This is a genomic window from Macrococcus sp. S115, from assembly GCF_030067655.1.
GTDB classification, from domain to species: domain Bacteria; phylum Bacillota; class Bacilli; order Staphylococcales; family Staphylococcaceae; genus Macrococcoides; species Macrococcoides psychrotolerans.
In genome coordinates, this window is sequence record NZ_JASJES010000001.1 from 201755 (window position 1) to 215503 (window position 13749).

General features: G+C 40.1%; 13 protein-coding genes. All 13 read right to left on the reverse strand.

Annotation, left to right across the window (positions count from 1 at the left end; all coding sequences use genetic code 11):
- Positions 1-46: 46 nt before the first annotated feature.
- The 13 genes from QNJ52_RS01025 to lspA all read right to left on the reverse strand — a co-directional run bounded on the left by QNJ52_RS01025 (position 47) and on the right by lspA (position 13732).
- Complete coding sequence (locus QNJ52_RS01025; protein WP_219494540.1) at positions 47-766, reverse strand: hypothetical protein; 720 nt, start codon at positions 764-766, stop codon at positions 47-49.
- Positions 767-829: 63 nt separating this feature from the next.
- Positions 830-1441 carry an orotate phosphoribosyltransferase gene (pyrE, locus tag QNJ52_RS01030; RefSeq protein WP_101044320.1) on the reverse strand — a complete coding sequence of 204 codons (612 nt, stop codon included), beginning with the start codon at positions 1439-1441 and terminating at the stop codon, positions 830-832.
- Positions 1431-2129, reverse strand: a complete 699-nt coding sequence (gene pyrF / locus QNJ52_RS01035; RefSeq protein WP_219494536.1) for an orotidine-5'-phosphate decarboxylase — start codon at positions 2127-2129, stop codon at positions 1431-1433. The genes pyrE and pyrF overlap by 11 nt, the downstream gene beginning before the upstream one ends.
- Complete coding sequence (locus QNJ52_RS01040; protein ID WP_219494534.1) at positions 2126-3043, reverse strand: dihydroorotate dehydrogenase; 918 nt, start codon at positions 3041-3043, stop codon at positions 2126-2128. The genes pyrF and QNJ52_RS01040 overlap by 4 nt, the downstream gene beginning before the upstream one ends.
- On the reverse strand, positions 3040-3798 hold the full coding sequence (locus QNJ52_RS01045; RefSeq protein WP_219494533.1) for a dihydroorotate dehydrogenase electron transfer subunit: 759 nt from the start codon (positions 3796-3798) through the stop codon (positions 3040-3042). Before QNJ52_RS01045 ends, QNJ52_RS01040 begins: the two co-directional genes overlap by 4 nt.
- Before the next feature lie 11 nt (positions 3799-3809).
- Positions 3810-6983 carry a carbamoyl-phosphate synthase large subunit gene (gene carB / locus QNJ52_RS01050; RefSeq protein WP_219494531.1) on the reverse strand — a complete coding sequence of 1058 codons (3174 nt, stop codon included), beginning with the start codon at positions 6981-6983 and terminating at the stop codon, positions 3810-3812.
- Complete coding sequence (carA, locus tag QNJ52_RS01055; protein WP_283721643.1) at positions 6976-8070, reverse strand: glutamine-hydrolyzing carbamoyl-phosphate synthase small subunit; 1095 nt, start codon at positions 8068-8070, stop codon at positions 6976-6978. Before carA ends, carB begins: the two co-directional genes overlap by 8 nt.
- A complete protein-coding gene (locus QNJ52_RS01060; protein ID WP_283721644.1) occupies positions 8063-9346 on the reverse strand; it encodes a dihydroorotase in 1284 nt (427 codons plus the stop codon). Before QNJ52_RS01060 ends, carA begins: the two co-directional genes overlap by 8 nt.
- Positions 9347-9357: 11 nt before the next feature.
- The gene (locus QNJ52_RS01065; protein ID WP_219494524.1) at positions 9358-10239 is read right to left on the reverse strand and encodes an aspartate carbamoyltransferase catalytic subunit; all 882 of its coding nucleotides are present in this window, start codon (positions 10237-10239) and stop codon (positions 9358-9360) included.
- Positions 10240-10250: 11 nt separating this feature from the next.
- Positions 10251-11561 carry a uracil-xanthine permease family protein gene (locus QNJ52_RS01070; protein WP_219494523.1) on the reverse strand — a complete coding sequence of 437 codons (1311 nt, stop codon included), beginning with the start codon at positions 11559-11561 and terminating at the stop codon, positions 10251-10253.
- 106 nt (positions 11562-11667) lie between these two features.
- The gene (pyrR, locus tag QNJ52_RS01075) at positions 11668-12192 is read right to left on the reverse strand and encodes a bifunctional pyr operon transcriptional regulator/uracil phosphoribosyltransferase PyrR (protein ID WP_133418592.1); all 525 of its coding nucleotides are present in this window, start codon (positions 12190-12192) and stop codon (positions 11668-11670) included.
- A gap of 156 nt (positions 12193-12348) precedes the next feature.
- Positions 12349-13254 carry an RluA family pseudouridine synthase gene (locus QNJ52_RS01080; RefSeq protein ID WP_219494521.1) on the reverse strand — a complete coding sequence of 302 codons (906 nt, stop codon included), beginning with the start codon at positions 13252-13254 and terminating at the stop codon, positions 12349-12351.
- Complete coding sequence (lspA, locus tag QNJ52_RS01085; RefSeq protein WP_099483238.1) at positions 13241-13732, reverse strand: signal peptidase II; 492 nt, start codon at positions 13730-13732, stop codon at positions 13241-13243. Before lspA ends, QNJ52_RS01080 begins: the two co-directional genes overlap by 14 nt.
- Between the last annotated feature and the right edge of the window lie 17 nt (positions 13733-13749).

Sequence of the window (13749 nt, forward strand, 5' to 3'; positions counted from 1 at the left end):
AGCACTTGAAACCTCAGAGGCTTCAAGTGCTTATTTAGTACTTTATTTACACAGAAGGAACAAACTTAAAGAAGTTCAGCCATGGCATGTCTCTAGTAATATAAATATAGCTCACCATAATGATGATATATAGAATATGCAACGGGAAGACATCAATCTCTATCTTGTTCATCTCTTTATATGTAAAGAAGAGTTTGATCGGCACTGTCATAATAATTAAAAATCTTATCGTATAGATGATCATGACGAATTCTGGGCGTAGATACACACAAAGCAGCTCGATAAGCATAAAGAAATTGTACAGCGTATAGTAGCTGATCGTATCTACAAATACTTTATAGAAGTTATTACTCCGATTTAAAGCAAGCATCTGAATTAAATACGTCATTAGAATAGCGATTAAAGCAAATGTACCCCCACTGACTACATAATTAATGCCTTCCAGATTATTAAACGTACGTAGGTGAAATGCACCAAGCAGATAGAGCATACACAAGAAGATACAGTAGTTACTAACCGCAAAATAAAAATATTTACTACTTTTGCTGTTATCTATTATTTTATTCGGCATGACAAATGAGCGGTAAGCATAGTTCAAGAAAGAATCGATATGGTAATCAAATTCTTTAATCGGTTGCTTTACTTGTGCGATTACCTGTTTTCTTTTGCTGGTCTTTACATGTTGCTGGTCCAATGAATCGTTGACAACGTTCTTTCTATCGTCATCTTCTTTAATAAACTTATTAATGTGGTCCCATTTGCCCATTCTCTCACCTCAAAAAAATAAAAACTGTTTAATGATAGTATACATTAAACAGTTTCTTTTTGCTTATAAGTTATCACGCCAGTTAATTAATCCTTCAATATCACTTTGTTCAATCTTCCCTGTCTCACTTGCAACCTCAACGAGACTATCGAAATCAGAAAGCGTATAGTATGGATATCCTGCTTGTGCTAATCTTTCTTTCCCTTTGCTTAATCCGTATGTAAATATTGCAACGATGCCTAATACATCCGCACCATGCGCTTTTAATGCATCCGCTGCTTCAATCGCTGATCCCCCAGTAGAAATTAAATCTTCTACGACAACAACCTTCTGCCCTTCTAATACACGGCCTTCAATCTGATTCCCTTTACCATGTTTTTTACTGGATGAGCGCACGTAACTCATCGGTAAGTTCATCTTCTGTGCAGTAAATGCTGCATGTGGAATACCTGCAGTCGCTGTTCCTGCTAATACCTCTACATCACTGAAATGTGTTTCAATCAAAGACTTTAAACCTTCAGCAATCTGATCTCGTACCGCAGGATAACTCATTGTTAATCGATTATCACAGTATATCGGACTTTTAATTCCTGAGGACCAGGTAAACATATCATTCGGTTGTAATGATACTGCTTCAATTTCTAGCAATGCTTTTGCGATTTCTTTATTTAACATCTGTTTCCCACGCTTTCTTTATTTGATGATATTTTGCGACTGGATTTGTATCTTGTGTAATTGAACGCCCGACAACGATATGTGTTGCACCATTCAATTTCGCAAATTCAGGCGTTGCAATGCGTACTTGATCGCCTTTTGCATCTTCAGGTGTACGAATACCCGGCGTTACTTTCAGAAATGCATCACCAAGTACCTCTCTAATCATTGCACTTTCATTTGCCGAACATACGACACCATCAAGTCCAGACTTCTGTGCTAACGTTGCATAGTTTAAAATACTGTCATTAATGGAAGACTGAATGTTCTGCTCCTGCTGCATCATGAGTTCGGAAGTACTTGTCAGCTGTGTCACTGCAATCAGAGATGCATTGCTACCGCTATCACGTAACCCTTCTAAGGCACGCTGCATCATGATGGAGCCGCCAGCAGCATGTACATTCACCATCTGAATATCTAGATTTCCTAATCCTTTCATTGCCTGACCAACTGTATTCGGAATATCATGCAACTTTAAGTCCAGAAAGATCTCATGACCTTGATTACGAATTTCTTTTATGATATCCGGGCCATTCTGTAAATAAAGTTCCATCCCTACTTTAACAAATAATGATTCATTGAACGGCTTTAAAAATATTCTTACGGCTTCCATATCTTTAAAGTCTAAAGCTATAATGGGTTTTGTCATTTCACTGCCTCCTGTGTACGTCCTTTTAATTCATGAATATGATTAGCACCCAATTTATCTAAAAGACCTGGCAATGCATCAATGATATCTTTACAAACTGTCGGATTCTGGAAGTTTGCTGTACCAACAGCGACGGCATCTGCACCAACTGAAATATAGTCGATAACGTCCTGTGCTTCTGTAATGCCACCCATAGCGATAATCGGAATATTCGGCAATGCGCGACGCACTTCATAAACCATACGCATCGCAACTGGTTTAACAGCAGGGCCACTTAATCCTCCGATTACGTTAGAAATAATCGGAACACCCGTTCTTTCATTGATCCTTAACCCTACTAATGTGTTAATCATCGTAATACCATCGGCATATTCAGCAACTGCACTCGCCATCTCTACAATGTTTGTAACATTTGGAGAAAGCTTGACGTATATTGGAACACTTGATACTGCTTTAACTTTACGCGTTAATTCCTTCGCAGTGTCAGGATCAGTCCCGAACTGTATACCGCCCTCCTTAACGTTCGGACATGAAATATTAAGTTCAAGTGCACACACATTCGGAGCCTTTGAAATCTTCTCTGCAACTTCAACGTAATCTTCAACTTTAGAACCTGCAACATTTGCGATGATGGGTGTTTCAAATTGTTCCAGCCACTTCAGTTCATGCTGAATAATATGGTCGACACCTGGATTCTGCAATCCTATCGCATTGATCATACCACTTGATGTTTCTGCAACACGCGGCGTCGGATTACCGAATCTGCGTTCTGGTGTCGCAGCTTTAATCATTATTGCACCGAGTTCATTTAAGTCCATAAACTGTGCATACTCTTTACCGAAAGCAAAGCATCCACTCGCAGGCATGACCGGGTTTTTTAAGTTCAATCCTGGTAGTTCAATATTTAATCTCATAGTGCAAGTGCCCCTTTCTCAAATACTGGGCCGTCCGTACAAATCTTCACGTAGCCATCTTCATTATCCGCTTCACATACACATGCATAACATGCCCCGATACCGCATCCCATACGCTCTTCCAATGAAACAAAACCTGGCGTATGTGGTAACGTCTCCTGTATCGCCTTAATCATGACGATTGGACCACATGTATAGAACGTATCATAGTCGACCGGTATCGCATTTATAACATCTGTTACAAAACCTTTCGTACCATATGTCCCATCAACTGTCGCAACATGCGTCGTACCAAGCGCTTCAAACTGTTTAATATAAAACATATCTTCAGCCGACTGAAAGCCGAGCACGTGGATTGTTTTAATGCCACGTGCATTGAGTTGCTTAGATAATTCATATAATGGTGGTACACCGATACCTCCACCGATGAGTAATGCTGTTTTCTGTGCAGCTTCTACTGGAAAACCATTCCCTAGTGGTGCTAATATATTTACGCTATCACCTGATTTCAGTTGTGATAACTGCGTTGTACCTTTTCCTTCAGCACGATATAAACACGTTAAAGTCTGTGCCTGTTGATCTACTGAGCAGATAGAAATTGGACGTCTCAGCATAAACTCTGAACTGTTGCCAACACGCATATGCACAAATTGTCCCGGCTTTGTCATGTTTTTCGTAATGTCACCTTGTAAAACGATTTCGTATATATTTCTTGCGATACTTGTTTGTTTAACGACTCGCATCTCTTCCTGCATCAATAGACCCCCTACATTTGATTCATATTAAATGTCATGCTTTCAATGACTTCAAGTAATGCTCGTGCTGTATCAAGAGATGTTAGACATGGTACACCGTTATCAACTGAATCACGACGAATCTGGAAGCCATCACGTTCAATTTGCTTCCCTTTCGTCATTGTATTGATGACGATCTGGACATGTCCGTCACGAATAACATCAAGTAAGTTAAATTCGCTACCAATCTTACTCACTTCAACAACCGGAATATCATTTTCTTTAAGCAACTTCGCTGTACCACTCGTTGCCATAATGCGGTACCCTACTTCATGGAAACGTTTTGCAAGCCCTAGTGCTTCTGCTTTATCTTTATCAGCAACTGTAATAAGCACAGTGCCGTGATCCTTAACTTGAAGTCCACTTGCAACCAGCCCTTTATATAGTGCTTTTTCTAACGTAATATCTTTACCCATCACTTCACCTGTAGATTTCATCTCAGGTCCGAGTGTAATGTCAACATTTTTAAGTTTAGAGAAGCTGAATACCGGCGCTTTGACATAAACACCTTCTTTGTAAGGAACAAGTCCGTCTTTGTAACCTTTAGAAATTAACGATTCACCTAAAATTGCTTTCATCGCTAAGTTTGCCATCGGTACGTCAGTAATCTTACTTAAGAATGGTACTGTACGGCTCGCGCGTGGGTTTACTTCAAGCACGAATACTTCATCATTACTAATAACATATTGAATGTTCAGTAATCCTTTAATCTCTAAACCATGTGCTAAACGTTTCGTATAGTCTTCCAGCGTCGCAATTTGCTTTTCAGTTAATGTTTGCGGTGGATATACCGCAATCGAGTCACCTGAGTGAACCCCTGCACGTTCGATATGTTCCATAATGCCTGGAATTACGACCGTTTCACCATCACAAATCGCATCAACTTCAATTTCTTTACCTGTTAAATATCTATCGATTAATACAGGATGCTCAGGACTCGCTTTAACAGCTTGCGTCATATAATTGATCAGTTCTTCTTCGTTATAAACAATTTCCATCGCACGTCCACCGAGTACATATGAAGGACGCACAAGAACAGGATAGCCGATAAAGTCTGCATTTGCTACTGCTTCTTCAACAGAAGTTGCAGTTTTACCCAGAGGCTGCGGAATTTCAATTCTCTGCATTAACGCTTCAAATTCTTTACGGTCTTCGGCACGGTCTAAATTTTCTAAAGATGTCCCTAATACTTTCACACCATATTTCGTAAGTTTTTCAGCTAAGTTAATTGCTGTCTGTCCACCAAACTGAACTACAACGCCTTCTGGCTGCTCCAGGTTAATGATGTTCATCACATCTTCTTCCGTTAAAGGTTCAAAGTATAGTTTATCTGAAATAGAGAAATCTGTTGAAACAGTCTCAGGATTATTATTAATGATAATTGCTTCATAACCCGCTTCACGAATCGCCCATACAGCATGCACTGTTGCATAGTCAAACTCTACCCCTTGACCGATACGGATTGGTCCAGATCCAAGCACGACAACTTTCTTCTTATCAGAACGAATAGATTCATTTTCCGTTTCATACGTTCCATAGAAGTAAGGCGTATTCGATTCAAATTCAGATGCACATGTGTCCACCATTTTGTAAACAGGCAGAATATTGTTTGCATGACGGATATCATAGATTTCTTTTTCTGTCATATTCCAGCGATGGGCAATCACTTTATCACTGAATCCGTATTTCTTAGCCCAGATTAAGTGATCGATATCACCGACATTGTCCTTTAAGTCATGCTCGATATCAATGATATGCTGGAACTTATTTAAGAAGAAATAATCAATTTGTGTCATCTCATGAATCTCTTCTAAAGTCACACCTCGACGGATTGCTTCACCGATGAAGAAGAGACGCTCATCATCTTGTTCACCGATTCGCTGTTTAATGAAATCAAGTTCAAAGTCTTCACCGTTTGGTAATCCAAGGTGATGTACACCATACTCTAACGAACGAATTGCTTTAAGCAATGACTCTTCATATGTTCGTCCGATCGCCATAACTTCACCAGTCGCTTTCATCTGCGTACCTAGCACACGTTCACCTTTTTCAAATTTATCGAATGGGAAACGCGGAATCTTAGATACAACGTAATCAAGTGCTGGTTCAAATGCAGCATAGCTTGTACCTGTTACTGGGTTCATCATCTCATCAAGCGTTAGCCCTACAGCAATCTTCGCGGCAAGTTTCGCAATCGGGTAACCTGTAGCTTTAGATGCAAGTGCTGACGAACGTGATACACGTGGGTTTACTTCTATAATGTAGTAATTGAATGAATGGGGATCCAGTGCTAACTGTACGTTACATCCACCCTCTATCCCTAATGCACGGATAATCTTCAACGATACGTCACGTAACATATGATATTCTTTGTCTGTTAACGTCTGACTCGGTGCGACAACGATCGAGTCTCCTGTATGAATTCCAACTGGATCGATATTCTCCATATTACATACTACGATGGCATTATCGTTTGAGTCACGCATCACTTCGTATTCAATCTCTTTATAACCTGCAATGGATTTCTCAATCAAACATTGTGTCACAGGTGAATATTTCAGACCATTTGTCACGATTTCAACGAGTTCTTTTTCATCGTGACAGATACCGCCTCCTGTTCCCCCCATCGTGAATGCTGGACGAACGATTACCGGATAACCGATACTTGTCGCAAAATCAATCGCCTGTTGAACCGTATTAACGATATCACTTTCAGGGACAGGTTCATTCAGTTCATTCATTAAGTTACGGAATAAATCTCTGTCTTCCGCTTGTTCTATTGAAGATAATTTCGTTCCAAGCAGCGTAACATTATTTTCTTCCAGAATTCCTGCTTCATGCAGCTGAACCGCCATGTTTAATCCTGTCTGTCCACCAAGTGTCGGCAGTAATGCATCTGGCTGCTCTTTACGAATAATACGTGAGACAAAGTCTAACGTTAAGGGTTCGATATAAACCTTATCTGCAATTTCAGTATCCGTCATTATCGTTGCAGGGTTTGAGTTCACCAATATTACTTTATATCCTTCTTCTTTTAATGCCAGACATGCTTGAGTACCTGCATAGTCAAACTCTGCAGCTTGTCCAATAATAATTGGCCCTGAACCGATTACGAGAATTGTTTTGATATCATTACGTTTAGGCATTTGTGACACGCTCCTTATTTTCTTTCATTAAGTCGATAAACTGATCAAATAAATAGTTTGGATCATGAGGACCTGGTGACGCTTCTGGGTGATACTGCACCGAGAATGCAGGTAATGACTTATGCTTCAGCCCTTCTACTGTTCCATCGTTTAAAGCTGTATGTGTAATTTCAAGGCCCGTGTTTTTAATCGATTCCGGATCCACCGCGTAACCATGATTTTGAGATGTGATTTCAATCTTACCTGTCGCTAAGTTTTTCACTGGATGGTTAGCACCACGATGTCCAAACTTCATCTTGAATGTCGTTGCACCACTTGCGAGTGCGAACAGCTGATGTCCTAGACATATACCGAAGAATGGAACTTTTCCTAAAATCCCTTTTATCATTTCGATTCCTTCAGTTACAACTTCTGGATTCCCTGGTCCGTTCGACAGCATTACACCGTCCGGTCTCAGCCTGATAATCTCCTCAGCTGTTGTCGTATATGGCATTACTGTTACATCACAGCCACGTGAGTTCAGTTCACGGACAATGTTTTCTTTCTTTCCGAAATCGATAAGCACGACACGCAGATCGTTACCTGTAGACACATATGCACTTTTTGTTGATACTTGCGCAACTTCATCTGTAGGTAGCGTTTCTTCTTTCAAACGTTCAATTGTTGCATCAATATTACTTTCTTCATTGATAATGGCTGCTTTCAGTACCCCGTGCTGACGGATTATACGTGTTAATTTTCTAGTATCTACACCGTCAATCCCCGGAACATCATAGCTTTTTAACGTTTCATCGAGTGTCGCCATATTGCGGAAGTTACTCGGCAAATCACATGCTTCACGCACAACCATACCTTTAAGAGAAGGGGTTAACGTTTCGAAGTCGTCACGGTTAATACCGTAGTTTCCGATTAACGGATATGTGAATGTAATGATTTGTCCTGTATATGACGGATCTGATAATGTCTCCTGATAACCTGTCATCGCAGTATTAAATACGATTTCTCCTACTACCTCTTTGTCACTTCCAAATCTATATCCTTTAAATGTAGTGCCATCTTCTAATACAAGATATCTTTGTTTACGCATGTTGCCCCTCCTGATAAGCGATTTGTCCTTCGACAAGTGTTAGCTTCACATTGCCGTAGACACGTTCTCCGATAAATGGTGTGTTGTTTGACTTTGATAAGAAGTCTTCAGCTTTAATTTCATATTCCTCGTCGAGATCAATGACTGCGATGTCTGCAATACTACCAACTTCTAAAGATCTGCCGTATGGTAAATCAAACACTTGACCTGGTTTTACTGCTAAATAGTCAATAAGCTGGCCTAATGTCCAATCCCCATTTTTAACGAATTTTGTATATAACAATGGAAATGCTGTTTCACTGCCAACGATACCAAACGGTGCTTTTATCATCGGCTGATCCTTCTCATCTGCAGCATGAGGTGCATGATCTGTTGCGATAAAGTCGATTGTGCCGTCAAGTAATGCCTCTATCAATGTCTGATGGTCCTCTTCACTACGAAGCGGTGGGTTCATCTTAAGAATCGCATCATCTTCTGTAATTGCAGTTTCATTCAGTAATAGATGATGGGGCGTCACTTCTGCCGTCACTTTAATGCCTGCACGCTTTGCGTCACGTATGACACGCACACTTTCTTTACTCGATACGTGGCACACATGATAGTGACAATCCGCTGCTTCAGCTAATAGTACATCTCGAGCAATCTGTACAGCTTCACAAATTGAAGGAATACCAGGAATATTAAGGGCTTTTGATACTTTCCCTTCATGCATTGCACCACCGTAAATGAGTGAATTATCTTCACAATGGGCAACAATTGCCATATTAAGTTGTGCAGCCTGCTGCATCGCTTCATACATGATGGATGCTGTCTGTACACCGACACCATCATCTGTAAAAGCAAATGCACCGTGTTCTTTTAGCGCCTTAAAATCCACTAAGTCTTTTCCAAGTTGTCTTTCGGTGATAGATGCATACGGTAACACACGCACCTTCGCATTCTGTTTAATCGATTGATTCAATGCTTCAATATGTTCCACACTATCAGGAACTGGTCGTGTATTCGGCATCGGACAGACTGTTGTAAATCCACCGCGTGCTGCTGCACGTGTGCCTGTCTCAATCGTCTCCTTATGTTCACCACCAGGTTCACGCAGGTGAACATGTACATCAACAAAGCCCTGCGTTACAAACTTACCGTCAAGGTCAATAATCTCTGAATTATAGACGTTTAACTTTTCACCCATCTCTACTATTTTCCCGTCTTCTATTCGAATATCCTTTGAAACAAGTTCATCATTAACTAATACTTTTCCGCCTCTTAATAAAGTTGACATATTCAACACTCCTATCGATTATTTTCAATGACTTGACTTAAAATACTCATACGTGTGTAGACACCGTTTTCCATCTGCTTAAATATACGTGACTTCGGCGCTTCGACAAGTTCACTATCAATCTCGACACCCCGATTCACTGGGGCCGGATGTAATATAATAGCATCCTCCTTCAATCTATCGTACCTTTCTCTTGTTAACCCATACATCCTGTTATAGTTGACTTGAGAAAAGTTTGAAGCATCTTCGTCATGACGTTCATGCTGCACACGTAGCAGCATACAGACATCAACCTCTTCAATCGCATCATCAATCCTGACATATTCAGCATCCAATGAATGATCCTGCCAAATTTCAGGTGCAACAAATTTAACTTGTGCACCTAGACTAGAAAGCGCATGATAATTACTTCTTGCGACACGTGAGTTTAAGATATCTCCACAGATGATTATCTTCAATCCTTCAAACTTTCCATATTCTTCATAGATGGTCATCAAATCCAGTAGACACTGTGTCGGATGCTGACCGCTGCCATCTCCTCCGTTGACTACCGGTATGTTAAGGCGCTTTAACTGCTCGTAATAATTATTCTCAGGATGTCTGATTACCAGCACATCGCACCCAATACGCTCAAGCGTCTTACAAGTATCATACAGACTTTCACCTTTCGTTACACTTGAAGTACTCGTTTCAAACGGTATGACTTGCAGGCCGAGCTTTCTCTCTGCCATCTCGAATGAGCATTTTGTACGTGTTGAATTTTCAAAGAAGAGATTTGCCGTATAAATATTTTCATAGCGTTTTATTTCACCATTTTTAATCATTATTGCACGTTCAATCGTGTGCATAATTTCATCATTTGAAAGTTCAGTAATCGAATGCAGATGTTTCATTATTCCACCCCTTAATAGTCTTCATGTACTTTTGATTCAGGTAATATCGCATTGAGTAATATTCCAGCCAGTGCTGCGAGCGCCATGCCTTCGATGTTCAAGTTGATTTGACCGACACTGAAGTCAAGATGTGCTTTACCGATACCCAGCACTAATATGACTGAAGCAATCACTAAGTTACGCTTATCCCCAAAATCTACTTTGGATTCGACGAGCATTCTTAAGCCACTTGAAGCGATAATCCCGAATAATAATATTGAGACACCACCCATAACTGGTGTCGGAATACTTGATACGAGGGCTGTAAACTTACCTACAAATCCAAGAATCACGGCAAGTGCTGCGGCCCCTCCGATGACCCATATACTATAGATACGTGTAATCGCAAGCACCCCGATGTTCTCACCATATGTCGTGCTCGGTGGTCCACCGATAATTGAAGCGAGCATCGTTGAGACACCGTCTCCAATTAAGCTGCGATGTAATCCCGGATCTTTGAAGAAGTTATGTCCGACGATCTTATTGATCACAACCTGGTGACCGATGTGTTCACTCACTGTTACGAAGACGATCGGCAGCATAATAAGAACAAGCATCCAGTCAATACTCGGTGTATAGCTTACGAACGGAACATGTACGTCCGGAAGCTGGAACCATTTTGCTTTTTGAATGCCACTTAAATCTACGACCCCAAGACCTAATGCTGTGATATATCCGACAATTATGCCAATGAGTACTGGAATGATTGACAGGAAGCCTCGAACGAGCACCGAGAAGATAATCACTGTAACGAGTGTTGCGAATGCAATAAATAAGTATTTAATGCTATATCCTTCCATCGTCCCACTATTTGTATACATCGCCATGTTTACAGCTACAGGTGCTAGTCCAAGTCCGATGACCATAATAACAGGCCCGACAACAACAGGTGGCAGTAATTTAAGCAGCCAGTTCACACCTACAAACTTGATGACTATTCCGATAATCACATACATCAGACCACTCATAAAAAGCGCCATCAACATTTCACCTAGACTATGTGTTTTTAATCCCACAATAATCGGTGTGATAAATGCAAAGCTTGAGCCAAGATATGCAGGAATCTTTCCTTTAGTAATCAATATATAGAGCAAAGTCCCTAATCCTGAAGCAATAAGCGCTGCTGATACAGGTAGCCCCGTCAGAAAAGGTACAAGTACAGTTGCACCAAACATTGCAAATAAGTGCTGAGAACTTAAGAGTAACCACTCACTTGCTTTCGGTTTCTCATGCACATCTAATATTGGTTCAACTGTTCGTTCATAAATTTCTTCGTTTGTCATAATATCCCTCCATATAATAAAAAAAGTCTCTTTGCGTACGCAAAGAGACTTAAGTGTCTGTTATCACTTAAACCCTTTGCTGGTCTCTCGTACCAATTTAAAAGGATTACTTAATATATACTTGTGTTTTGTCGTCAACTTCATCCAGCATGACAACAATTTCTTCACTTAATGCTGTTGGAATATTCTTACCGATAAAGTCTGCACGAATCGGAAGTTCACGATGCCCTCTATCTATTAACGTAGCTAAGCTGATACGTTTTGGACGTACATGATCAAGTATCGCATCAAGCGAGGCACGCACTGTTCTCCCTGTATAGAGCACATCATCAACGATGACAACATGTCTATTATTCATATCTGTATCAATCGTATATGCAACGACGTCCTGTGAGACACGATCTGTCACATCATCACGATATTGTGTTACATCTAATACACCTGTAGGCACAGTAATTCCATCAATCTTCTCAATTTTAGACTGAATGCGTTGTGCCAGATAAATACCACGCGTTCTAATACCGAGTAATACAAGGTCATGTGCACCTTTATTATTCTCTAATATTTCATGTGCGATTCGTGTCAACGTGCGGTCAATTGCCTTGTCATCAAGAATAATACGCTTATCCATAGTGTCCCTCCTAAAAAAACCTCACGCCAAATAGACGTGAGGTTTTCTCGACGCCTTATAAGTCTCTCTGGACTTATTTAAAAGCTTAACGTGATTTATTTAGATTAATACTAACACTCTAAAATGTTTTGTCAATCGAAAAAGTAAAATTACATACTATTTTCTTAACTTTGTCAGCAGTTCTTCAAAGTATTCTGGAAGCGGTGCACTGTGTTCAATATATTCTCCAGTAACAGGATGTTCAAAGCCTAATACGCCTGCATGTAACGCCTGTCCACCGATATCCATCGTCTTCTTCGGACCATATTTCGGGTCTCCGACAAGTGGAAAACCGATATGCTTCATATGCACACGAATCTGATGTGTACGACCTGTTTCAAGCACACATTCTACAAGTGTATACTTATCAAATGTTTCAAGCACATTAAAGTGTGTAACTGCGTGTTTACCATTGTCAACAATAGCCATTTCCTGACGGTCTTTCTGATTACGCCCAATCGGCGCATCAATTGTACCAAATTCATGCGGAATCACGCCATGAACTAATGCCGTATATTTACGCGTAACGGATTTATCCACGAGCTGATCGACTAGACCACGATGTGCAATATCATTCTTGGCAATCATCAATAGTCCTGAAGTATCCTTATCGATACGATGAACGATGCCTGGACGAATCTCACCATTGATACCTGATAAGTCTGTGATTGCATGCATCAATCCATTCACTAACGTTCCATCTGGATGTCCTGGTGCAGGATGTACCACCATACCTTTTGGTTTATAGACAATAGCAACGTCCTTATCTTCATAATAAATTTCTAAACCTAAATCTTGTGCTACGAGATCGATCTCTTCTACTGGTTTCTCAGTCACTGAAATTTCATCATTTAAACGCAGTTTATAATTCGATTTAATGACTTTGCCGTTCACTAAAACGAGATCGTTTTTAATCCAGTCCTGAATCTGACTGCGTGACCAGTCTGGATTTGCATCCGCAAGAAATTTGTCAATACGTATGCCTGTTTCTTCTTCGTTTATTTCAAAATTAAATGTTTCCATGTGATTTCTCCTCTTTTTGGTTAAATAAAAGCTCATAAAGTAAAATAAATACGCCGATTGTCAGACAACTATCCGCAACATTAAATATCGGAAAGTCATAGTTAATAATCTTCGTATCGATAAAATCAACGACATTCCCTCTAAATAATCTGTCGATAAAGTTTCCGATTGCACCTGCAAAAATAAGCATTAGTCCACACTGCATCAGTAGGTTATCTGCTGCTTCCTTATAATAAAAATAGATAAGTGCAATGAGTACGATGATAGTAATAATATAGAAGAAGATCATCTGATTTTGAAGCATTCCCCATGCCGCTCCGTAATTACGATGAGAAGTTATTTGTAATACATCACCGATTACAGGTATGCTCTCTCCGATATTCATTGTCTTTACAATAATATATTTTGAAATTTGATCCATCAATATCAATATGGCGGTATATAAAGTCATTGGTATAATGCGATATTTACGATTCATGTCCTCACTCCAATCTT

Coding starts and splice junctions, on each gene's coding strand:
- QNJ52_RS01045 (WP_219494533.1), bottom strand. CDS start 3,798: ATGCAGGAAGAGATGCGAGTCGTTAAACAAACAAGTATCGCAAGAAAT.
- QNJ52_RS01060 (WP_283721644.1), bottom strand. CDS start 9,346: ATGTCAACTTTATTAAGAGGCGGAAAAGTATTAGTTAATGATGAACTT.
- carA (WP_283721643.1), bottom strand. CDS start 8,070: ATGCGTAAACAAAGATATCTTGTATTAGAAGATGGCACTACATTTAAA.
- carB (WP_219494531.1), bottom strand. CDS start 6,983: ATGCCTAAACGTAATGATATCAAAACAATTCTCGTAATCGGTTCAGGG.
- lspA (WP_099483238.1), bottom strand. CDS start 13,732: ATGAATCGTAAATATCGCATTATACCAATGACTTTATATACCGCCATA.
- pyrF (WP_219494536.1), bottom strand. CDS start 2,129: ATGACAAAACCCATTATAGCTTTAGACTTTAAAGATATGGAAGCCGTA.
- QNJ52_RS01065 (WP_219494524.1), bottom strand. CDS start 10,239: ATGAAACATCTGCATTCGATTACTGAACTTTCAAATGATGAAATTATG.
- QNJ52_RS01070 (WP_219494523.1), bottom strand. CDS start 11,561: ATGACAAACGAAGAAATTTATGAACGAACAGTTGAACCAATATTAGAT.
- pyrR (WP_133418592.1), bottom strand. CDS start 12,192: ATGGATAAGCGTATTATTCTTGATGACAAGGCAATTGACCGCACGTTG.
- QNJ52_RS01040 (WP_219494534.1), bottom strand. CDS start 3,043: ATGAGATTAAATATTGAACTACCAGGATTGAACTTAAAAAACCCGGTC.
- pyrE (WP_101044320.1), bottom strand. CDS start 1,441: ATGTTAAATAAAGAAATCGCAAAAGCATTGCTAGAAATTGAAGCAGTA.
- QNJ52_RS01080 (WP_219494521.1), bottom strand. CDS start 13,254: ATGGAAACATTTAATTTTGAAATAAACGAAGAAGAAACAGGCATACGT.
- QNJ52_RS01025 (WP_219494540.1), bottom strand. CDS start 766: ATGGGCAAATGGGACCACATTAATAAGTTTATTAAAGAAGATGACGAT.